We start from the raw sequence: 20,253 nt of genomic DNA on the forward strand, positions 1-20,253 counted from the left end.
AAGGTTTTCAGTGTCTGGAGAACAATATGGAAATGTTATCTGGTTCAGAGATGATCGTACAATCTCTGATTGATGAAGGTGTTGAGCACATATTTGGCTACCCTGGTGGCTCTGTGTTGGATATATATGATGCGTTGCACATGAAAAGTGATGTGATTCAGCATGTACTTGTAAGACATGAGCAAGCAGCTACGCATATGGCTGATGGCTATGCAAGAGCAACAGGAAAGCCTGGTGTCGTTCTTGTGTGTTCTGGTCCTGGTGCAACCAATACCATTACGGGTATCGCTACTGCTTATATGGACTCAATACCAATGGTTGTTCTTTCTGGCAACGTTCCTACTAATATGATCGGTAACGATGCTTTTCAAGAATGTGACATGGTTGGTGTCTCTCGACCAGTAGTCAAACACAGCTTCTTAGTTAAGAAAGCCGAAGATATCCCTGAAACCCTTAAAAAAGCCTTTTATATTGCTTCTACAGGCCGTCCAGGCCCTGTGGTAATTGATATCCCTAAAGATGTAATGAATCCTGCTATTAAGTTTTCATATCAATACCCTGAATCCATGAAGATGCGTTCGTATAATCCAACAACATCTGGTCATAAAGGACAGATTAAAAAAGGATTAAAAACATTATTAGAGGCTAAGAAGCCTGTTTTGTATGTTGGTGGTGGCGCGATAATTTCTTCTGCAGAAAAACAAATTCTTAAATTAGCTGAGATTCTTAATTTACCTGTTGTAAGTACCTTGATGGGATTGGGGGCTTTTCCTGGCACTCATAAAAATGCACTTGGCATGTTAGGTATGCATGGTAAGTATGAAGCTAATATGGCTATGCATAACGCAGATCTTATTTTTGGTGTTGGGGTTCGTTTTGATGATAGAACCACCAATAACTTAGAGAAATATTGTCCGAATGCCACGATCATGCATATCGACATTGATCCATCGTCGATTTCAAAGAATGTTCGAGTTGATGTTCCAATTGTTGGCTCTGCAGAGATCGTTCTTGATTCTATGCTAAAGCTATTGGTGGAGCAGGGAGGAACAAATGATGAGGCAGCCTTAGCAACATGGTGGGAAGAAATTGGAGTTTGGCAAGAGCGTAATTGCTTGGCTTATGAAACCTCTCCTGATCGCATTAAACCACAGCAGGTTATCGAAACGCTTCATAAACTAACCAATGGTGATGCTTATGTTGCTTCCGATGTTGGACAACATCAGATGTTTGCTGCTTTGTATTATCCATTTAATAAACCACGTCGCTGGATTAATTCTGGTGGACTAGGAACTATGGGCTTTGGTTTGCCAGCAGCTCTTGGGGTTAAGTTTACACATCCTGATGAAGTGGTGGTTTGTGTTACTGGTGATGGCAGTATTCAGATGAATATTCAGGAGCTATCCACCGCATTGCAATACGATATCCCTGTAAAAATCATTAATTTGAATAACCGTTTCTTAGGAATGGTGAAGCAGTGGCAAGATATTATTTATCAAGGCCGTCATTCAAACTCTTATATGAGTTCAGTTCCTGATTTTGCCGCAATTGCTGAGGCGTATGGTCATGTAGGAATTCGTATTAATCATCCTGATGAGCTGGAATCAGGTTTAGAAAAGGCGCTTTCTCTAAAAGATCGCCTTGTGTTTGTGGATATTAATGTTGATGAAACAGAACACGTTTACCCAATGCAAATTAAAGGGGAAGCGATGGATAAAATGTGGCTAAGTAAAACGGAGAGAACCTAATGAGACATATTATTTCACTATTATTAGAGAATGAGCCGGGTTCTTTATCACGTGTTGTTGGCTTATTTTCTCAGCGTGGATACAACATTGAATCTTTAACGGTATCTCCAACTGAAGATCAAACATTATCGCGATTAAATATCACAACAGCCAGTGATGCGATGGAGTTGGAGCAAATTCAAAAACAGCTTCATAAATTAATTGATGTCATCAAAGTTCAAGAAGTGACAGAAGCAGATTATGTTGAGCGTGAATTATTACTGGTAAAAGTAAAAGCAAGTGGCTTTGCTCGAGCGGAAGTTAAGCGTACCGCTGATATTTTTCGTGGCCAAATTGTTGATGTAACCAGCTCGCTCTATACCATTCAATTAGCAGGTACGTCTGAAAAGTTAGATGCGTTTATTTCGGCGGTATCAGAGATTACAGATGTGGTAGAAGTTGCTCGAAGCGGTGTGGTTGGTATTGCTCGTGGAGACAAGGCATTAAAAGTATAAATACACTTAATTAAGAACCTTCATCCTATAAATAAAGCCCTTTTCAGAAGGGTTTTATTTTATCTTGTGTAATACAAAATGATTATATAGAATTTCGTACCGTAGGTTAATCATCAAATCATAAGGTAAAGTATGCATTATAAAAAAACGAAAGTTGCAACCTATTCAGCTGCTGTATATATGATCTTTTCCTTATTTATTTTTTTATACTTATATAGTGATTATCAAAAAAAGAAATTGATTGCGGTTGAACAAATTCAGAATGAATCAACACGTCAATTAGCTTATACACATAATGAATTTAATGAGTTATCGATCCGGATATCTAATACATTAGAGCTTCTTGCTGACAGTCGACCTTTATATGATTATTTTATACATCCTTCAGAAAGAGTAACAAATACTGTCGAATCATCATGGTTGAAATTGGTGGCACTGGAAAAGTTTTTTTCTCGATTAGAACTCATTGATGATGAAGGAAACTATTTACTTTCTATCGTTTATTCAAATGATAATAAGCAAGCAGTGAAACAACACCCCACTTCTCTTTCTGTTAATCATTCTTTGCTTGATAAGTTAACTCCATTACCTAAAGGGCAGGCTTTCTCTGAAGGCGTAAGATTAAATGAAGCATTGGCTGTTTCTGGAGTTTATGAGCCGCTAATGCAAGTTGCTATTCCTATTGATATATCAGGGAAGAGAAAGGGATATATTCTTGCAGAGCTGAATGCATCCATCATTATCAACGTAGTAAAATTCTCTCCTACATTGAGTATTTCTCCTGCCATGATCAATCAAGATGGTTATTATCTTTTATCTGATGATAATCAAAACATGCTTGGGCATCTTGTTAGTGAACGAGTGGGTAAAACACTAAAAATTCAAAAGCCTGCATTATGGAGTGTAATGTCGAAACAAAAAGAAGGAAGCTTATCACTTGATGATGGTATTTATTCTTTTTATCGTTTTGATATGGAAAAAGAAATTCCAAATAAAAAAATGTATTTTTTACTCTATTACCCCACTTATGAAGTGAATGTTTTATTTGAATTAATTCGTGTTGAAATAATGGAAGAAGCGGCAATCATTTTTCTATTATTAAGCCTTATCGTTATTCCTTTTGGGATTCTACTTAGTTTTTGGGATAACTCTAATTTAGAAAGTCAGTTAGCCAAATCTGCATTAGAAGGTATGTCTGCTGTTGTTATCACTGATAAACATAGACGAATTTTAAAGGTGAATCCTGCATTTACTTCAATTAGTGGTTTCTCTGCAAGTGAAGTCATAGGAAAAAATACTTTCGATGTATTGCTATCTGAGAGTGAAAATATTGATAAACGTCTAAATACATGGAAGCAAGTTGAAGAGCTTGGTGCTTGGCAGGGGGAGCTCGATGTACTGAGTAAAAATAAGAGAAAGCTAAGCCTACTGGTTCGTATTCAATCTGTGAAAAGTAAAAGAAAAGCGACTCAGTATTATATTATTTCCTATATTGATATTACTAAGCGTAAAGAGCTAGAAAAAGAATTGCGCTATTTAAGCGAAAAAGACGTTCTTTCTGGCTGTTGGAATCGTAGAAAATTTGAATTTGAATTAGAGAATCAGACTTTATTAACTCAGCGTTATTACCCAGTGCATCAGTGCTGTCTTGCCATATTAGATATTGATCTATTTAAACGAATTAATGATACAAAAGGGCATGACGTTGGTGATCAAGTTATACGTTTAGTTTCTGATATCTTAAATAATGGGAGTCGAGAAACGGATTTTGTGGCTAGGATAGGTGGGGAAGAGTTTGCCATTATAATGCCTCATACCACGTTGATAGACGCTGAAATGGTGATAAATAGATTGCGAGTAGCTGTTTCTCAATTAGAGGAATATCACGTAACAATAAGTGGTGGCCTAACTGATTTAGGTCGTTCAAAAAAAGACGCTTATAAGTGTGCGGATCTCGCGTTATATGAATCAAAAACTAATGGGCGAAATCAAGTGTCGATTTGTTCTAGTTTGGAAGATTTAGCATAACCGATGAAATAAAAGACCTATTAGACTAAAGTCTAACCTTGTCTATACTTATGATTACCGATACATAAGTCTAATGGGAAAGCATGACTCTAATAGAGTGATGGAAGAGGACTGAGAATGAAGTGAGGTTAATATGTTTACTGATTTTTTAGTAAGGCTCACAGTTGGTAGTTTAGCTATTTTAGGTTTCAAACTAAGCGCAATTTATTTTTTATTAATGGTATTGTTGATCAGTACCCATAATAAAGAGTTTTTTGGGTGGTAAATGTTTTGGTAAAAGCCAGACATCATGATGTCTGGCTTTTTTGTTTTTAAGCAGAAAAGTAACCCGATATAAGATTAATAGCTTTTGAATAATGGTTATTTAAATGCTTTGTTGCTTGCTCTGAGTCGCGTGATAAAGTGAATTTCATCATGGTTTCATGCTCTTCTAAGTATTGAGCATAAGTTTCACTAATTACTTGAGGATTATTATTTAGATGTCGGTAACGTGTGATTTGATTCGATATATCTTGGTAGAATTGATACATGATAGGAGATTTAGCACCCTCTAGTAGTGCGTTGTGGAAGTGAGTATATCGATCTTCCCATTCTCTTAACTTTTCTAACTCCGCATCTTTTAATTCAATCTTACTTAGTTTATGGAAACTGGTTAATACATTTAATTCCCAATTTTCATTCCCATTAGCGATAGCTTTAGCTAATAAAACTTGGCTGATAGTTCGCAAACTCTCAAACAGTTCTTTAAGTTCATCAAGTGAAATTGAAGCAACCCAACATCCTTTTTGAGGTTCAAGTTTGACGTATTTATTCCAAGATAATTGAACTAGAGCTTCACGAATAGGAGATGCTCCTACGTTATAACGTTCTTTTAGTTCAGCAACGACCAACTTCTGACCAGGTTTTAATTTCCCTGAGAGAATATCTTTGTAGATCATTTTTGAAACTTTATCTGTGAGAGTTAAGCTAGACATCTTATATACAATTTGGTGTGCGGTTAATATTGCTCGATAGTATAGCGTATTGTTTGTTTTGGGCAAGAAAATTTCATAAAAAAAGAGGGCGAAAGCCCTCTTTTTATTAACTAGTTGTATTCGTTTATTAATTCAATGAATTATAGAACGTGTACAGAAGCTGTGTTTGTAGTACCAGATGGAACTAGAGCACCAGAAACCATAACAACGATATCGCCTTTAGCGCCAATACCTGATTCAAGAGCTAACTCTTTACCACGTAGGTAGAATGCGTCAGTGCTATCGATTGAATCAACGATCATTGGAGTAATACCTTTAGAAAGACATAGTTGTGCAGCAGTCTTAGTATTAGTAGTTACAGCGATGATTTTAGCTGTTGGGAAGTATTTACGGATTGAACGAGCTGATTTACCAGCTTCAGTTGCAACAACGATAACAGGAGCGTTTAGTTTCTCAGCTGTATCTACTGCACCTTTACATACCGCTTCAGTGATACGTAGACGTGGGCTATCTAGACGAGAGCCTAGTTCTGCTTTAAGAGCTGCATCAGTACGAGCACAGATTTGAGCCATGATAGTTACAGCTTCTACTGGGTATTTACCTTTAGCAGATTCACCTGAAAGCATTACAGCATCAGTACCATCCATGATTGCGTTCGCAACGTCACCCGCTTCAGCACGAGTTGGACGTGGGTTTTTGATCATAGAATCAAGCATTTGAGTTGCAGTGATTACAACTTTACGTGCGCGGTTACATTTCTCGATCATCATCTTCTGAGCGAAGATTACTTCTTCAACTGGGATTTCAACACCAAGGTCACCACGAGCAACCATGATACCGTCAGAAGCTTCTAGGATTGAATCGAAGTTATCAACACCTTCTTGGTTTTCAATCTTAGAGATGATTTGAATGTTCTCGCCGCCGTTAGCAACAAGTAGTTCACGGATTTCTTTAACGTCTTCTTCTTTACGGATGAAAGAAGCAGCAACGAAATCAACGCCTTGCTCACAACCAAATTTAAGGTCAGCTTTATCTTTTTCAGATAGAGCAGGAAGTTGAACAGAAACGCCAGGAAGGTTAACACCTTTGTTTTCGCCTAGGTCACCGTTGTTAAGAACTTTACACTTAACTTCAGTTTCAGTTGTCGCAACAACTTCCATTTCGATTAGACCATCATCAACAAGGATAGTGTTACCAACTTCAAGGTCGTTTGCGAAACCTGGGTAAGTTACAGCAACAACGTCTTTGTTACCAACAACTGAAGTATCTGTTGTGAATGTGAAATCTTGACCTGCAACTAGAGCAACATCGTCGCCATTTTCTAGTTTGATTGTGCGGATTTCAGGACCTTTAGTATCAAGAAGAATAGCAAGTTGTTTGCCAGTGTTTTTCATTACTTGACGTACGTTATCAATACGTTGGCCGTGTTCTGCGAAGTCGCCGTGTGAGAAGTTTAGGCGCATAACGTTCATACCAGCATTTGCTAGTTCAGTTAGTTTTTCAACTGATTCAGTTTTTGGGCCGATCGTACAAACGATTTTGGTCTTTTTCATGTGAGAAATCTCTCCAGATGAGTATATTTAAAATGATAAACGCAGTAATGCCCAGCTAATGTTTGAAGTGTTGAAAAATTACAACAATTTTATCTTCAAATAACACGATAGCTAAGCATTGAAATTCAGTAATTACCTGTATTTTAGCTCGAAAAGAGTAATGGATTATTGATTCAGGTAAACAATTTGTACTTTAATCACAATATTAAAAACAAATTTACATTACTCGACATAATTTCGAACATGTCTTTTTCGTAAGTTTCTATCTATTTTGACGCAAATTCTAACAGTAAAACCCGTGAAGATCACTTTCTAGTTAGTATGATCTTCGTCAAATATTTATTTTATGATTCGAAATAAAAAAGGCACATTAAGTGCCTTTATATTATTGATTTTCAATTGGTTGATATGCTTTAAGTTTTTGCATACCTTTCGCTAATTTAACGAACCAAGTACCAATAGCAAGAACTGAGATTACTGCACCAACAACTGGGATTGCAGCATAAACTTTATCAAGGATAGAGCTATCTACCCAGTAATCAAGACCCGCAGCCATACCACTCATTGTTGCAGCCGTTACTGCTAAAACAACGAAAAATGTAAGAAAAAGGAAAAAGCTTTTAATGATCGCGTAGTAATGACTATCGATGACTTCATCATTAGTGCCTTTATTCATTTGGTAGCCCGCATAAATAATTGCAATAATACCTGAAACCATAAGAGTGATTGGAGTTAGTAGGCTTGCAATATAAGCAAACCAAATACCATTATCTGTTTTCTTTGACATAATATTTGTCCAGTAATGAAATGAATGTAGCAAGTATATACCTTATTTTTATTATGGGAATATACTTGCTAAGTAGTAGCGATTATTTCAGCATTCTTTTTAGAATTTTACCTGTTGCTGTCATAGGTAAAGCTTCAACAATATCAAGATGTTTAGGGCATTTATAATCCGCTAAATGTTGACGACTCCATTTGATTAATTCTTTTTCTGAAATAGAGTGCCCCTCTTTTAGAATGACAAAAGCTTTCACTTCTTCACCAAAACGAGAGTGTTCAACGCCAATGACAGCCACAAGATGTACAGAAGGGTGACTCATGTATACTTCTTCTACTTCTCTTGGATAAATATTGTAACCACCGCTAATGATTAACTCTTTTAAACGGTCAACAACGTAGATATATCCTTCATCATCAAAGCGAACAATATCACCGGTATGAAGCCAACCATTGACGATTGTTTTTGCTGTTTCTTGTGGTTTCTTGTAATAACCTTTCATTACGTTATGACCACGAATAACGAGTTCACCTTCTTGACCTGTCGGAACTTCGTGTCCATTTTTATCTACCACTTTCATGGTTACGCCAGGTAATGGTTGACCAATACTGCCTGGTTTACGTTCAAATTCTAAGTGGTTAAATGCGGCTACTGGTGAAGATTCAGATAAACCATAACCTTCGATAACAGGAACTTGTAGCTTCTCTTCAAATTGTTTTAATACCTCAACAGGCATAGACGCACCACCGGAGATCGCAACTTTCAATGTTTGTGCAATTTCTTTAAGGTAAGCGCCAGGATGTTTTTCAGCATAGGCTAATAAGCCAATAAACATAGTTGGAACACCTGCTAAGTGCGTTACTTTATGCTCATGTATTTGCTGAACCACTGTTTTTGGTACAAAGCGAGAAATCAAAACTAAAGCACTACCAGCAAGGATAGAGGTGTTCATTATTAGAGATTGACCAAAGGTGTGAAACAGAGGAAGTATAGCGATGCTGACATCAGTGCCTTTTTGATTGGTTAGTGCTTGGCAAGCTTGTGCATTACATAGCATATTACTTTGGCTAAGCTCTGCTCCTTTCGCAGCTCCAGTTGTACCTGATGTGTATAGGATCACGCAGCTATCTTCTGCTGAGCGATAAACGGTGTCGAAGGTTTTTCTACCCGTTTCTAACCATTGATGAAAAGAGTGTGCTTCGGCTGGCTTTTCAGATGTAGGAGCGGTTTCGATAAGAATAAAATGCTCACAAAAATCAGCTTTAGTATAGCCTTCGTAGCCAAATTGGCCGATAGGCATCGCATCAGATCCTTGATATGAAATTAGAGCTACGGCATCTGAATCTTTTAAGTGATAGGCCACTTCTTCGCCTTTTAGCATGACATTTAGAGGAACAACAACGGCTCCTATTTTTTGAATAGCATAATAGGCAATAACGAATTCTGGTGTGTTAGGGCAAGAGAGCGCTATTTTTTCATTGGGTTTAATATTTAACTGACTTAGGTGATCTGCAATCGCGTTTACTTTTTGATTTAGTTCTTGGTAAGTAATTTTCAGCTCTTGGAAGATTAAAGCGATGTTGTTTGGACGAAAAGTCGCGTTACGCTCAAGATTATTGGCTAAATTGTACATAGATAACCTTTATTGTTATTAGTTAATGTTGAATATATGGAAGTGTATATCAAGAAAGAAATAAAAGCAGAGAGGAAAAAAAGATTTTATTGATTATATTAAGAATAAGAGCAAAGGGTGGGATACCTATGCTCTATTTAATCATTAAAATTTATATGAAGCACCGACATATAAAGAGTCTAAGGCATATAGGTTTGTTTCTGTTGTTAGTCCTGCACCACTTTGATAATCAAGGTACTCAACGGCATACATGTCCATTTCATAAGCGGCTCTAAATTGAACGCCACCTAATGCTTTTGGGGTGTATTCAACACCAAACCCAAACTTAAAAGCGGCTCCGCTATCATCAGTGAGTAACTCTTCACTCTGATTTAAATCTAAACTCGACATACCAACGAGTCCAAAGGGTCTGATGCCATTTTTAAAGGTATACCCTAAGTTTGCCGCTAAGGAAATAGAGCTTGGTTTCATTGAATAGTTGCCTACTTTTGCCTTTGCTGTTCCATAGTCTGTATAGGTTCCTTCAATACCGACAATTTTATTGAATTGATATCCTAGATAGACTTTTGTTGAGTTACCATCCGCTTCTGCTGAAATAGGGTTATTGCTATAGCCCCAAGAATCTTCTTCAGAGTAACCAAATGAACCAAAACCTACCCCAGCATAAAAACCGCTTATTTTGGGCTGAGATATATCCATATTATCGTTAGCAAGCGTGTAGAAAGAGGCGGTAGAGATAAGGAGGGGAAGAAATATTCGTTTCATTGATAGCTCCATAATCAAAGTAATTATCGATCAGTATAGGTAGCTTTATTTGATATCCAAATTATTAATGCTTTTTTGTGATCTATTGATAGTGCAATTGGTTCTTTGATAGTGCGATTAGCTATTTTTCATTATTGAAAGGATCTTGAATAATAGTCTTTGAGTTATTTCTAGGATGGAGTATATGAATAAAAAAGGATTATTGGCGATTGTCACTATATTAATTATTGTCGCTGTATGTACTTCAGGTTTAATGAGAGCAGCGATAGAACTATCAATATTTTTACTTTTGATGGGCTATTTATTCATCGTCAAAAAAAAGAAGATAAAATAAAAAGTAAAAAGGCTGATAAGTAAAAATACTTATCAGCCTTTTTTAATTTGGTGGCCCCTCCCAGACTTGAACTGGGGACCGAACGATTATGAGTCGTGCGCTCTAACCACTGAGCTAAGGGGCCTTTGTAGGTGGTCGATTATAGGGGAAGATGAAAACAGTGTCTAGACATAAGGCGACTGCTTTTTAATCAGTTGATTGAAAATATGCGTTCAGATCGAAAAAAGGTGAGCCTAAGCCCACCTTTTTGATTCTATTAACAAATAATTGTGTTTAATTATTCGTCTAAGAAGCTACGTAATACTTCTGAACGACTTGGGTGACGCAATTTACGAAGCGCTTTTGCTTCGATTTGACGAATACGCTCACGTGTTACGTCAAATTGTTTACCCACTTCTTCTAGAGTATGGTCAGTATTCATGTCGATACCAAAACGCATACGAAGTACTTTTGCTTCACGAGGAGTTAGACCTGCAAGAACGTCATTTGTAGCAAACTTCAAGCTAGTTGATGTAGCTGAATCTACAGGCAGTTCAAGCGTGTTATCCTCGATGAAATCACCTAGGTGCGAATCTTCATCGTCACCGATTGGCGTTTCCATTGAAATAGGCTCTTTAGCGATCTTCAGAACCTTGCGGATCTTGTCTTCTGGCATTTGCATGCGTTCAGCAAGTTCTTCAGGTAGTGGTTCACGGCCCATTTCTTGTAGCATTTGACGCGAGATACGATTCAGTTTGTTGATCGTTTCGATCATGTGTACTGGAATACGGATCGTACGTGCTTGGTCAGCAATCGAACGAGTGATAGCTTGACGGATCCACCATGTAGCGTAAGTAGAGAATTTGTAACCACGACGGTATTCAAATTTATCTACTGCCTTCATTAGACCAATGTTACCCTCTTGGATAAGATCTAGGAATTGAAGACCACGGTTTGTGTATTTCTTAGCAATAGAGATTACAAGACGTAAGTTTGCTTCAACCATCTCTTTTTTCGCACGGCGAGCTTTTGCTTCACCGATAGACATACGACGACTGATGTCTTTAATGTTCTCTACAGGTAAACCTGTTTCTTTTTCGATGCTATCTAGTTTTGCGATAGAGCGACGAATGTCTTCTTCGTAACGTTGTAGGCGTTCAACATATGGCTTATCTGAAGCCATAATTTCATTGAACCACTCATCAGAAGATTCATTACCTGTGAACAGTGCAATGAATGATTTCTTAGGCATTTTGCCGTATTCAACACACATACGCATAATTAGGCGTTCTTGTGTACGAACACGATCCATACCATCACGCATTTCTTTTACTAGGTAGTCGAATTGTTTAGGGATTAGCTTAAATTCACGGAAAATATCCGTTAATTCACCAATCGCTTCGCGTGATTTCGCATCATCACGACCAAATTCTTCAAATGCTAATTGCATGTTGTGGTAAGAAGTTCGAAGCTCTGTGAATTTCTCTAGAGCAAGTTCAGGGTCAATACCTGCATCTTCTTCTTCTTCCGTTTCACCTTCATCATCTTCGTCATCTTCATCATCAAGCTCAGCTTCGCTTAATTCAGAACCGATATGAGTCGCTGTTGGTGCAGATGAACCGTCATCATTTGGATCAACAAATCCTGAAATAATGTCAGTTAAACGAATTTCTTCAGTTTGTACTTTGTCAAACTGTTCTAGTAAGTATGAAATAGCGCCAGGGAATTCAGCAACAGAACACTGAACTTCATTGATACCTTCTTCAATACGTTTAGCGATGTCAATTTCGCCTTCACGAGTAAGAAGTTCAACTGTGCCCATTTCACGCATGTACATACGTACTGGGTCAGTTGTACGGCCAATTTCACTTTCTACACTTGATAGTGCTGCTGCAGCGGCTTCTGCTGCATCTTCATCAGTTACGGCATCATCATCATTTAATGACATGTCATCAGCATCAGGAGCGGTTTCTACCACTTTGATACCCATGTCATTGATCATTTGGATAATATCTTCAACCTGCTCAGAATCGACAATCTCTTCTGGTAGGTGATCGTTAACTTCTGCGTAGGTCAGGTAGCCTTGTTCCTTGCCTTTGATTACAAGTAATTTTAGCTGTGACTGCGGATTTTGATCCATAGACGGTATCCTACTTCTGGTCTGTGTGACGGAATTAGTATGCGATATGCAAACCACTAATAATAACAAATTTTTTCATTGATGACGACAATTTGGGTTCTACGCTTTTAATTCTAGCATTAAGGCTAGCAGCTCCCTTTTTTCTTCGACTGATAAGCCAAGTGTTCTTTCTTTCGTCTGCAAACTTTCAATTTGTTGATTGATGCACTGGGCTAAAACACTGTCCAGTGAATCCATAAATACATCTTGTATATTGTCTTGGTCTATAGGAAGTTCCCATGCTGCCAAGCGTGATAATAGTTTTTCATTTTTATCACCGCGCCAATGTTCTAATAACAGGCCTGTGGTGATATGGGGATTATGTCGACAACTTTCAAGTAGCTGAAGAAATAAACTTAATCCAGGAAGTGGAATTTCTTTAACACTTTCTAAATCTGGTACTAATTGAGCTAATTCTGGGTTTTGTAATAATAAGGTTATTACTTCTCGCATAGCCGTGCGTTTTATTTCTGGTTGCGCAAGGCGTTTAGGCTCTACAGCACCTTGTTTAGATATTAGTTGCTGTAATTGACTTTCATCGAGAATTCCAAGCGTTTTGCCAAGTTGCTCACGTAAATAAAGGCGTAATGTACCACCTGGTACTTTATCAATTAGTGGCACTGCAAGTGTTGTTAATTTTGCTTTCCCTTCACGTGTACTGGTATCGATTTGGTCAACCAATGTTCTAAACATGAAGTTGATTAGTGACTCAGCGTTAGCGACTTCTTGCTCGAATGCTTCTTTTCCATATTGACGGATGTAAGTATCTGGATCTTCACCATCAGGTAAGAACATAAATTTCAGTTGGCGCCCATCATTTAAATAGGGAAGCGCTTGCTCCATCGCTCGCCATGCCGCTTCGCGTCCAGCTCGGTCACCGTCATAACAACAAACAACGGTACTGGTTTGGCGGAAAAGAAGCTGCATATGATCGCCTGTTGTTGCTGTTCCTAGAGAGGCAACGGCATAGTCGACACCATATTGAGCCAAGGCAACTACATCCATATAACCTTCAACAACTAAGGCTTGTGGTAAGTCTTTGTAGGCTTGCAATGCTTCATATAAACCATAAAGCTCTTTGCCTTTATGGAAAATAGGCGTTTCAGGTGAATTTAAATATTTGGGAGTGCCTTCACCAATTACGCGTCCACCGAAGCCAATAACGCGACCACGGCGGTCTCGGATTGGGAACATGACTCGACCACGGAAACGATCGTAACGGCGTCCATTATCGCTTTCAATTAACATCCCGCCGCTAACAAGGGCATCTTGTGATGCTTTATCGCGACCAAAGTTATTTTTAACTAACTCCCATTCATCAGCAATATAACCAATACCAAATTTTTGGACAATCTCACCAGAGAGACCTCTATCTTTAAGATAGTTGATTGCGTGAATATTTGCTGCGGATTTTAATTGGGAGCGATAAAACTGACTAATGCCACCCATTAAGTCATATAAACTGCGTTTTTGTTCTGAATTTGCAGTTGGACCTGATGATGGGGCATTAAAACCACTGCGTTGTTCGCGAGGTACATCAAGACCAAGCATAGATGCAAGTTCTTCGATAGCTTCAACGAATTCTAATCGGTCAAACTCCATAAGGAAGTCAATGGCGTTACCATGAACACCACAACCGAAGCAGTGATAGAATTGTTTTTCTTGGCTTACAGAGAAAGAAGGGGATTTTTCATTATGGAATGGACAGCAGGCACCATAGTTTTTCCCTTGTTTTTTCAGTTTTACTCTTGCGTCAATGATATCGACAATGTCGTGTCGATTTAAAAGCTCATCAATAAAACTGCGAGGGATATGTCCAGCCATCTTTTCTTTTCCTGTAGATACAAACAAGCCGTGCAATCAAAGATAGCACGGCTTGTTTTATAAATAGAGTATTATTAAGCCAGTTTAGATTTAACTAATTGGCTTACTTTACCCATGTCAGCGCGGCCTTGGATTTGAGGTTTTAACACACCCATCACCTTGCCCATATCTTGCATACCAGCAGCACCTGATTCAGCAATTGCTTTGTCTAATAACTCAGCAACTTCTTCATCGGTCAATGCTTGTGGCATGAAATCTTCCAGTACTGTTATTTCAGCACTTTCTTTTTCAGCAAGATCATCACGACCAGCAGCAGTAAACTGCGAAACTGAATCGCGACGTTGTTTAACCATCTTAGTTAATACAGCGATGATTTCATCGTCAGACAAAGTTGTTTGACCATCAACTTCACGCTGTTTAATTTCAGATAAAGCTAAACGAATAGTGCCAAGGCGTAATTTATCCTTGGCTTTCATCGCTAACTTTTGCTCTTCTTTGAGTTGTTCAATTAGAGCCATAACTTAGTCCTAAATAGTTAGGTAAGTTATTAGTACAGGCGAACGCGACGTGCGTTTTCGCGAGACAGCTTCTTAGCGTGACGCTTTTGAGCTGCTGCTTTAGCGCGTTTACGTACTGTAGTAGGTTTTTCGTAATGTTCACGACGGCGAACTTCAGAAAGAATACCTGCTTTTTCGCAAGAGCGCTTGAAACGACGTAGTGCAACGTCGAACGGTTCGTTTTCACGTACTTTAACTACTGGCATATGCCTTTCACCTCAGGTGTTAGTCAATTCGCTGGTAGTTATAATTAACCAGCTATTATTCAAATTGGTGCCGAATTTTAATCCGATCTAGTCTCTTTGTAAAGCATTCTTGATTAAGAATTGAGTAATTTCTTTGTTTATTTTGTCTTCTTAAGGCATCTCCTTGCTTGAGGTAGCTCAGGGATGTAGGTAATATGGCGATAAATTAACAGGTAGCTGAGAAAAATATGCGAATTTTAGGCATTGAAACCTCGTGTGATGAAACGGGTGTTGCGATTTATGATGATGAAAAAGGGTTATTAGCTCATCAGCTGTATAGCCAAGTAAAACTGCATGCTGATTACGGCGGTGTAGTGCCTGAATTGGCTTCTCGTGATCATGTTAAAAAAACCATTCCTTTGATTAAAGCAGCACTGAATGACGCTGGTTTAACCAAAGATGATATCGATGGGATTGCGTATACTGCAGGCCCAGGTCTAGTGGGGGCTTTACTCGTAGGTTCAACCATTGGCCGAAGCATTGCTTATGCATGGGATGTTCCTGCAATTCCTGTTCATCATATGGAAGGGCATTTACTTGCTCCGATGCTTGAAGATGAGCCACCAGCATTTCCATTTGTTGCTTTACTTGTTTCTGGTGGTCACACCATGATGGTTGAAGTAAAAGGCATTGGTGAATATCAGATCCTTGGTGAATCTGTGGATGATGCCGCTGGTGAAGCATTTGATAAAACAGCAAAATTGATGGGACTAGATTACCCAGGTGGCCCATTACTTTCTAAATTAGCAGAGAGTGGCACAAAAGGGCGTTTTAAATTCCCACGTCCTATGACAGATCGTCCTGGCTTGGATTTTAGTTTTTCGGGTTTGAAAACATTTGCTGCAAATACGATTCGTGGCAATGAAGATGATCTGCAAACACGAGCTGATATCGCTTTTGCTTTCCAAGAAGCGGTAGTTGATACATTAGCGATTAAATGTCGCCGAGCTTTAAAGCAAACAGGAATGAAACGTTTAGTGATGGCTGGTGGCGTAAGTGCGAATAAATATTTACGTCAAGAACTTGAAGTGATGATGAAGAAAATTGGTGGTGAGGTGTATTACCCTCGAACTGAATTTTGTACCGATAATGGTGCCATGATTGCTTATGCTGGAATGCAACGTTTGAAAAACGGCGAAACGACAGATTTAGCGGTTCAAGCTAAACCTCGTTGGCCAATCGATCAGTTAGCGCCAATTAAATAAAAAGTGATCCGTTTGGATCATAAAAGATCGTTATCTATATAAAGGGGCTATTTAGTCCCTTTTTCTTTGCCATATTTTTGTCTCTTTGCCTTCAAAGAAACGTTTTATATTTTCATGGTGCTTTAAAACAATTAAGCAAGAGAGCATAGCAACAGGTAAGGTATATTGAGGTTTTACAAGCCAAGTAAATAGAGGGGCAAGTAAAGCGGTGATCATTGAAGCTAATGAAGAGTATCCAGTTACAAGTACAGTGACGACCCAGCAACCAAATAACATTCCTGTTAAATCTAATCCTATCGGGGCTAATGCTCCAAGAGCGGTCGCAACACCTTTACCACCTTTAAAATGGAAAAAGAGCGGGTACATGTGACCTAAGCAAGCAGAGATCGCAATGATACCAAGCATAAAAGGATTTATTTCAAGAAAGTAACCACCCCATACTGGTAACATTCCTTTTAGGATATCGCATAAGAGGACTAGCCCTGCAGCACTTCTTCCACCAATTCTAAATACATTAGTGGCACCTGGATTATGTGAGCCAGAGGTTCGAGGGTCAGGTAAGCCTTTTAATCGGCAAATTAAAACCGCACTAGAGATCGATCCTAGCAGATAGGCGATGATGATCATAATTAGTGCAAGAGGGGTCATGAATGAGCCTTAATTTAAGCGATCGAGAGCGATCAGAAATCATTTTTATAGTATATTGCTCGACACATTAAGCAAAGTAATATCAATATTACGTTGTTTTTCTTTTGATGGGTATCCGACCTCTTAATAAAAAGTGTGATCAAAGATGGATTTAGTATTTATAAAACAGCTTGAAGTAATTACCACCATTGGTGTTTATGAATGGGAACAAGGAATTAAACAAAAGCTCGTATTAGATATTGATATGGCTCACGATAACAAACCAGCGGCAAAATCGGACGATGTTGAGCATTGTTTAAATTACGCTGAAGTGAGCGAAGCGGTAACAGAATATATTCAAAATGGTCGATTTTTATTAGTTGAACGTGTAGCTGAAGAAATTGCCGAGCTAATCATGACTCGTTTTTCTGTTCCTTGGGTTCGAATTCATTTATCTAAGCCAGGTGCAGTTGTAAATGCGCATAGCGTCGGCGTTGTGATTGAGCGAGGAAGTAAATGATCACAACCTATATTGGCATTGGCTCCAATATTGAACCAGAAAAGCATGTAAAGGCTGCGATAGATGAGTTAAAGCTGTTAGGAAACATAACTCAAATATCAACCGTATATGAGGCTGAGCCCGTAGGCTTTTCAAGTAATAATTTTTTTAATTTAGTCGCTGAGTTAGAAGTTACGTGTTCATTAAGTGAACTTGCAGCTCGATTACGTGCGATTGAACTAAAATGGGGAAGATTACCTAATGCACAAAAGAATCAAGATCGAACGTTAGATCTGGATATTTTGTTGTATGGTGATGTGATCTCAAATGATGATCCTAAATTACCGAGAGAGGATCTATTTAAGTTTGCATTTGCTATTTTACCTCTTGTTGAGCTTAACCCTGATTTAATTGTACCTGGTACAAAAACAACTATTAGTGAGATATGGAATCATTTCACTCACAATCAATCACTCAAACCCGCGTTAATTAACTTAAGGTCTTAATGGAATATCATGACGTACTTTGAAGCTTTCTTTCTTGCTCTTCTGCAAGGATTCACAGAGTTTTTACCTATCTCAAGTTCAGCTCATTTAATTTTACCTTCTGCAATTTTAGGTTGGCCAGATCAAGGTTTAGCTTTTGATGTTGCAGTTCATGTTGGCACATTAGCTGCGGTGGTTATCTACTTTAGAAAAGAAGTGGTGACATTATTAACCGCTTGGGTAGGTTCTATTGTAAAAAAAGAGCATAACAAGGAATCAAATTTGGCTTGGTTAATCGTGTTAGCTACGATTCCAGCGGCTTTATTTGGCTTACTATTTAAAGATTTTATTGAAATATATTTACGTAGTGCATGGGTTATTGCTGCAACAACGATTGTTTTTGGTTTATTGCTTTGGTGGGTTGATAAGAATGCGACGCTAGCAAAAGATGAATACCAGATGACGTGGAAAAAGGCGTTATTTTTAGGCATTGCTCAGGCAATGGCGATGATTCCTGGAACTTCTCGCTCAGGAATCACAATTACCGCAGCGTTGTATCTTGGATTTACTCGTGAGGCTGCGGCACGTTTTTCTTTCCTAATGTCCATTCCAATTATTACACTTGCTGGATCTTATCTTGGTCTTAAATTGGCAATGAGTGATATTTCAATTCACTTAGGCTTATTAAGTACTGGTGTGATTGTTTCTTTTATTAGTGCTTATATCTGTATTCATTTCTTTTTGAAGCTGATTTCAAGTATGGGAATGATGCCGTTTGTTATCTACCGTATCTTATTAGGTTCAAGCCTATTGTTATGGTTAGCTTTGCACTAGAGACTAGAGACTAGAGACTAGAGACTAGAGACTAGAGACTAGAGACTATACGCTTCGCTAACTAGAAACGATAAGAGCAAGTATTGCTGGAGTGACGATGTTCTAGGCTTCAAGATACTATGTTTGCAGGTTTCGGGTGTATTCGGTTTTATTTTCCTGAAACCTGAAACCTGAAACCTGAAACCTTGGCTTTTATAGTCTCTAGAGCGAAGCGTTCTAGTTTCTAGTCAGCGTAGCGTATAGCTTATTTGATATCTAACTTATCCTTTACCGCTTCAATTCGTCTTTTATTTAACTCGTATCTGATCTCCTGGCCTTTAAATCCTGCCGCAACCACATCTTTCACTTCCACATTCTTTGCTGCATCAAATGCTGCTTCAAAACGTTGTTTTTGTGGGTAAGGCTGAGTTTCTAACCCCAACCTTCCTGCATGATCAGCTTGGCAGCAAAGTAGTATAGGAGCTAAGCGCTCTGGTTTACGCCATACATCCATTTTATCGAATATTTTAATGAAGGTTTGTGCTCGTAATTCTGCTGCTCTGTGGATATTAGAGTGATGTTCGCATACTAATAGAGCAAGATCTCGATAGTCATTTGGAACACGAACACGATCACACAATCTTTTAATCAGTTTTATACCTGTATGGCAATGCAATTTATGGCTTGGCCATTCTGATTCTGGCGTGACACCTTTCCCAAGGTCATGCACTTGTGCTGCAAAGCGAGTTGGTAAGTCTTGGCTTAATAGAGCCGCTTGCTGAGCAACCATTAGAGTGTGAATCCCCGAATCAATTTCAGGGTGCCACTTTTCTGGTTGTGGTACACCAAATAAAGCATTGAGTTCAGGTAGTACAATAGCAAGAGCACCACACTCTTTTAGCGTAGAAAGAAAGATTTCAGGGTGCTGGCTAGATAATGATTTTTGCCATTCTTGCCATACTCGCTCAGCCGTTAAATGAGAGAGTTCACCACTATCCACTAACACTTTCATTAAGTTCATGGTTTCATGGGCAATCGTAAAGCCTAGATGGTGAAAACGAGCAGCAAAACGAGCTACACGCAGAACTCGTAAGGGATCTTCTGTAAATGCATCAGATACGTGACGAAGTGTGCGGTCTATAATGTCTTGTTGGCCGTTATAAGGGTCGATGAGTTCACCATTATCAGCTTGAGCGATGGCATTTATGGTAAGGTCTCGGCGTAATAAATCTTCTTCTAATGTAACGTCTGGTTCAGCGTAACAGGTAAATCCTTTATAGCCTTGGCCACTTTTTCGTTCGGTTCGTGCGAGGGCGTATTCTTCTTTAGTTTTCGGGTGCAGGAATACAGGGAAATCTTGTCCAACGGTTTGATAACCTAGAGATCCCATTTCTTGTGGAGTAGACCCAACAACAACCCAATCCTTATCTTTTACGTCAATATTGAGAAGTGAATCTCGAACTGCACCACCAACTAAATAAATTTTCACGTTTTGTCCTAATCGCTGCCAAGATAAAGAGAACTTTCTTT

General features: G+C 38.6%; 19 protein-coding genes and 1 tRNA gene. 8 read left to right on the plus strand and 12 right to left on the minus strand.

Translation table 11 applies throughout. The annotated features are described in order from the left end of the window. Window positions 1-26 precede the first annotated feature (26 nt). The 3 genes from HC728_RS03815 (at window position 27) to HC728_RS03825 (ending at window position 4,270) form a co-directional block, all read left to right on the plus strand. Complete coding sequence (locus HC728_RS03815; protein ID WP_155663026.1) at window positions 27-1,748, plus strand: acetolactate synthase 3 large subunit; 1,722 nt, start codon at window positions 27-29, stop codon at window positions 1,746-1,748. Beyond that, a complete protein-coding gene (gene ilvN / locus HC728_RS03820; protein WP_190395129.1) occupies window positions 1,748-2,242 on the plus strand; it encodes an acetolactate synthase small subunit in 495 nt (164 codons plus the stop codon). Before HC728_RS03815 ends, ilvN begins: the two co-directional genes overlap by 1 nt. 132 nt (window positions 2,243-2,374) lie before the next feature. After that, window positions 2,375-4,270 carry a diguanylate cyclase gene (locus tag HC728_RS03825; protein WP_017020004.1) on the plus strand — a complete coding sequence of 632 codons (1,896 nt, stop codon included), beginning with the start codon at window positions 2,375-2,377 and terminating at the stop codon, window positions 4,268-4,270. A gap of 311 nt (window positions 4,271-4,581) precedes the next feature. On the opposite strand, the gene HC728_RS03830 is transcribed toward HC728_RS03825, so the two are convergent. The 5 genes from HC728_RS03830 to HC728_RS03850 form a co-directional block, all read right to left on the minus strand. After that, window positions 4,582-5,244: a GntR family transcriptional regulator gene (locus HC728_RS03830; RefSeq protein ID WP_190395130.1), complete on the minus strand. Its 663-nt coding sequence runs from the start codon at window positions 5,242-5,244 to the stop codon at window positions 4,582-4,584. A 140-nt stretch (window positions 5,245-5,384) separates the two neighbouring features. After that, the gene (gene pykF, locus HC728_RS03835) at window positions 5,385-6,797 is read right to left on the minus strand and encodes a pyruvate kinase PykF (RefSeq protein WP_005421033.1); all 1,413 of its coding nucleotides are present in this window, start codon (window positions 6,795-6,797) and stop codon (window positions 5,385-5,387) included. Window positions 6,798-7,182: 385 nt separating this feature from the next. Next, complete coding sequence (locus HC728_RS03840) at window positions 7,183-7,584, minus strand: hypothetical protein (protein ID WP_011262672.1); 402 nt, start codon at window positions 7,582-7,584, stop codon at window positions 7,183-7,185. An 82-nt stretch (window positions 7,585-7,666) separates the two neighbouring features. Next, window positions 7,667-9,211, minus strand: coding sequence for a long-chain fatty acid--CoA ligase (locus HC728_RS03845; RefSeq protein WP_017020006.1), 1,545 nt, complete (start codon window positions 9,209-9,211; stop codon window positions 7,667-7,669). Window positions 9,212-9,355: 144 nt separating this feature from the next. Beyond that, on the minus strand, window positions 9,356-9,976 hold the full coding sequence (locus tag HC728_RS03850; protein ID WP_065597664.1) for an outer membrane beta-barrel protein: 621 nt from the start codon (window positions 9,974-9,976) through the stop codon (window positions 9,356-9,358). Window positions 9,977-10,160: 184 nt separating this feature from the next. Between HC728_RS03850 and HC728_RS03855 the strand changes: the two genes are divergently transcribed. Beyond that, entirely contained in the window at window positions 10,161-10,310 is a 150-nt protein-coding gene (locus HC728_RS03855; RefSeq protein ID WP_005421029.1) for a hypothetical protein, read from the plus strand. Between the two features lie 48 nt (window positions 10,311-10,358). Here the strand turns inward: HC728_RS03855 and HC728_RS03860 are convergent. The 5 genes from HC728_RS03860 to rpsU form a co-directional block, all read right to left on the minus strand. After that, window positions 10,359-10,434 (minus strand) — tRNA-Ile (locus tag HC728_RS03860). 153 nt (window positions 10,435-10,587) lie between these two features. After that, the gene (gene rpoD, locus HC728_RS03865) at window positions 10,588-12,477 is read right to left on the minus strand and encodes an RNA polymerase sigma factor RpoD (RefSeq protein ID WP_367142055.1); all 1,890 of its coding nucleotides are present in this window, start codon (window positions 12,475-12,477) and stop codon (window positions 10,588-10,590) included. 51 nt (window positions 12,478-12,528) lie between these two features. Continuing rightward, on the minus strand, window positions 12,529-14,292 hold the full coding sequence (gene dnaG, locus HC728_RS03870; protein WP_065597663.1) for a DNA primase: 1,764 nt from the start codon (window positions 14,290-14,292) through the stop codon (window positions 12,529-12,531). Between the two features lie 74 nt (window positions 14,293-14,366). Next, window positions 14,367-14,810 (minus strand): GatB/YqeY domain-containing protein, encoded by a 444-nt coding sequence (locus tag HC728_RS03875; RefSeq protein WP_005421026.1) that lies wholly within the window; start codon window positions 14,808-14,810, stop codon window positions 14,367-14,369. A 29-nt stretch (window positions 14,811-14,839) separates the two neighbouring features. Then, window positions 14,840-15,055 (minus strand): 30S ribosomal protein S21, encoded by a 216-nt coding sequence (gene rpsU / locus HC728_RS03880; protein ID WP_005421025.1) that lies wholly within the window; start codon window positions 15,053-15,055, stop codon window positions 14,840-14,842. A gap of 227 nt (window positions 15,056-15,282) precedes the next feature. Here rpsU and tsaD point away from each other — a divergent pair, with 227 nt between their 5' ends. After that, complete coding sequence (gene tsaD / locus HC728_RS03885; protein WP_005421023.1) at window positions 15,283-16,299, plus strand: tRNA (adenosine(37)-N6)-threonylcarbamoyltransferase complex transferase subunit TsaD; 1,017 nt, start codon at window positions 15,283-15,285, stop codon at window positions 16,297-16,299. 51 nt (window positions 16,300-16,350) lie between these two features. Here the strand turns inward: tsaD and plsY are convergent, their stop codons facing one another. Beyond that, window positions 16,351-16,947, minus strand: a complete 597-nt coding sequence (gene plsY, locus HC728_RS03890; protein WP_005421021.1) for a glycerol-3-phosphate 1-O-acyltransferase PlsY — start codon at window positions 16,945-16,947, stop codon at window positions 16,351-16,353. Between the two features lie 145 nt (window positions 16,948-17,092). On the opposite strand from plsY, the gene folB reads away from it, so the two are divergent. The 3 genes from folB to HC728_RS03905 are packed head-to-tail and all read left to right on the plus strand — an operon-like array spanning window position 17,093 to window position 18,744. Further along, a complete protein-coding gene (gene folB / locus HC728_RS03895; RefSeq protein WP_005421018.1) occupies window positions 17,093-17,446 on the plus strand; it encodes a bifunctional dihydroneopterin aldolase/7,8-dihydroneopterin epimerase in 354 nt (117 codons plus the stop codon). Beyond that, window positions 17,443-17,931: a 2-amino-4-hydroxy-6-hydroxymethyldihydropteridine diphosphokinase gene (gene folK, locus HC728_RS03900; RefSeq protein ID WP_065597662.1), complete on the plus strand. Its 489-nt coding sequence runs from the start codon at window positions 17,443-17,445 to the stop codon at window positions 17,929-17,931. The genes folB and folK overlap by 4 nt, the downstream gene beginning before the upstream one ends. Window positions 17,932-17,940: 9 nt before the next feature. Next, complete coding sequence (locus HC728_RS03905) at window positions 17,941-18,744, plus strand: undecaprenyl-diphosphate phosphatase (protein ID WP_065597661.1); 804 nt, start codon at window positions 17,941-17,943, stop codon at window positions 18,742-18,744. Window positions 18,745-18,988: 244 nt separating this feature from the next. On the opposite strand, the gene HC728_RS03910 is transcribed toward HC728_RS03905, so the two are convergent. Continuing rightward, window positions 18,989-20,212 carry a multifunctional CCA addition/repair protein gene (locus HC728_RS03910; RefSeq protein ID WP_065604419.1) on the minus strand — a complete coding sequence of 408 codons (1,224 nt, stop codon included), beginning with the start codon at window positions 20,210-20,212 and terminating at the stop codon, window positions 18,989-18,991. Window positions 20,213-20,253: the final 41 nt, after the last annotated feature.

Source organism: Aliivibrio sp. S10_S31 (assembly GCF_014694495.1).
Taxonomy (GTDB): domain Bacteria; phylum Pseudomonadota; class Gammaproteobacteria; order Enterobacterales; family Vibrionaceae; genus Aliivibrio; species Aliivibrio fischeri.

Excerpts from the sequence above, each read along its gene's own strand:
- dnaG (WP_065597663.1), bottom strand. The coding sequence starts at position 14,292 with ATGGCTGGACATATCCCTCGCAGTTTTATTGATGAGCTTTTAAATCGA.
- plsY (WP_005421021.1), bottom strand. The coding sequence starts at position 16,947 with ATGACCCCTCTTGCACTAATTATGATCATCATCGCCTATCTGCTAGGA.
- rpsU (WP_005421025.1), bottom strand. The coding sequence starts at position 15,055 with ATGCCAGTAGTTAAAGTACGTGAAAACGAACCGTTCGACGTTGCACTA.
- HC728_RS03905 (WP_065597661.1), top strand. The coding sequence starts at position 17,941 with ATGACGTACTTTGAAGCTTTCTTTCTTGCTCTTCTGCAAGGATTCACA.
- pykF (WP_005421033.1), bottom strand. The coding sequence starts at position 6,797 with ATGAAAAAGACCAAAATCGTTTGTACGATCGGCCCAAAAACTGAATCA.
- HC728_RS03825 (WP_017020004.1), top strand. The coding sequence starts at position 2,375 with ATGCATTATAAAAAAACGAAAGTTGCAACCTATTCAGCTGCTGTATAT.
- folK (WP_065597662.1), top strand. The coding sequence starts at position 17,443 with ATGATCACAACCTATATTGGCATTGGCTCCAATATTGAACCAGAAAAG.
- ilvN (WP_190395129.1), top strand. The coding sequence starts at position 1,748 with ATGAGACATATTATTTCACTATTATTAGAGAATGAGCCGGGTTCTTTA.
- tsaD (WP_005421023.1), top strand. The coding sequence starts at position 15,283 with ATGCGAATTTTAGGCATTGAAACCTCGTGTGATGAAACGGGTGTTGCG.
- HC728_RS03815 (WP_155663026.1), top strand. The coding sequence starts at position 27 with ATGGAAATGTTATCTGGTTCAGAGATGATCGTACAATCTCTGATTGAT.
- HC728_RS03830 (WP_190395130.1), bottom strand. The coding sequence starts at position 5,244 with ATGTCTAGCTTAACTCTCACAGATAAAGTTTCAAAAATGATCTACAAA.
- HC728_RS03840 (WP_011262672.1), bottom strand. The coding sequence starts at position 7,584 with ATGTCAAAGAAAACAGATAATGGTATTTGGTTTGCTTATATTGCAAGC.
- HC728_RS03845 (WP_017020006.1), bottom strand. The coding sequence starts at position 9,211 with ATGTACAATTTAGCCAATAATCTTGAGCGTAACGCGACTTTTCGTCCA.
- folB (WP_005421018.1), top strand. The coding sequence starts at position 17,093 with ATGGATTTAGTATTTATAAAACAGCTTGAAGTAATTACCACCATTGGT.
- HC728_RS03850 (WP_065597664.1), bottom strand. The coding sequence starts at position 9,976 with ATGAAACGAATATTTCTTCCCCTCCTTATCTCTACCGCCTCTTTCTAC.
- HC728_RS03875 (WP_005421026.1), bottom strand. The coding sequence starts at position 14,810 with ATGGCTCTAATTGAACAACTCAAAGAAGAGCAAAAGTTAGCGATGAAA.
- HC728_RS03855 (WP_005421029.1), top strand. The coding sequence starts at position 10,161 with ATGAATAAAAAAGGATTATTGGCGATTGTCACTATATTAATTATTGTC.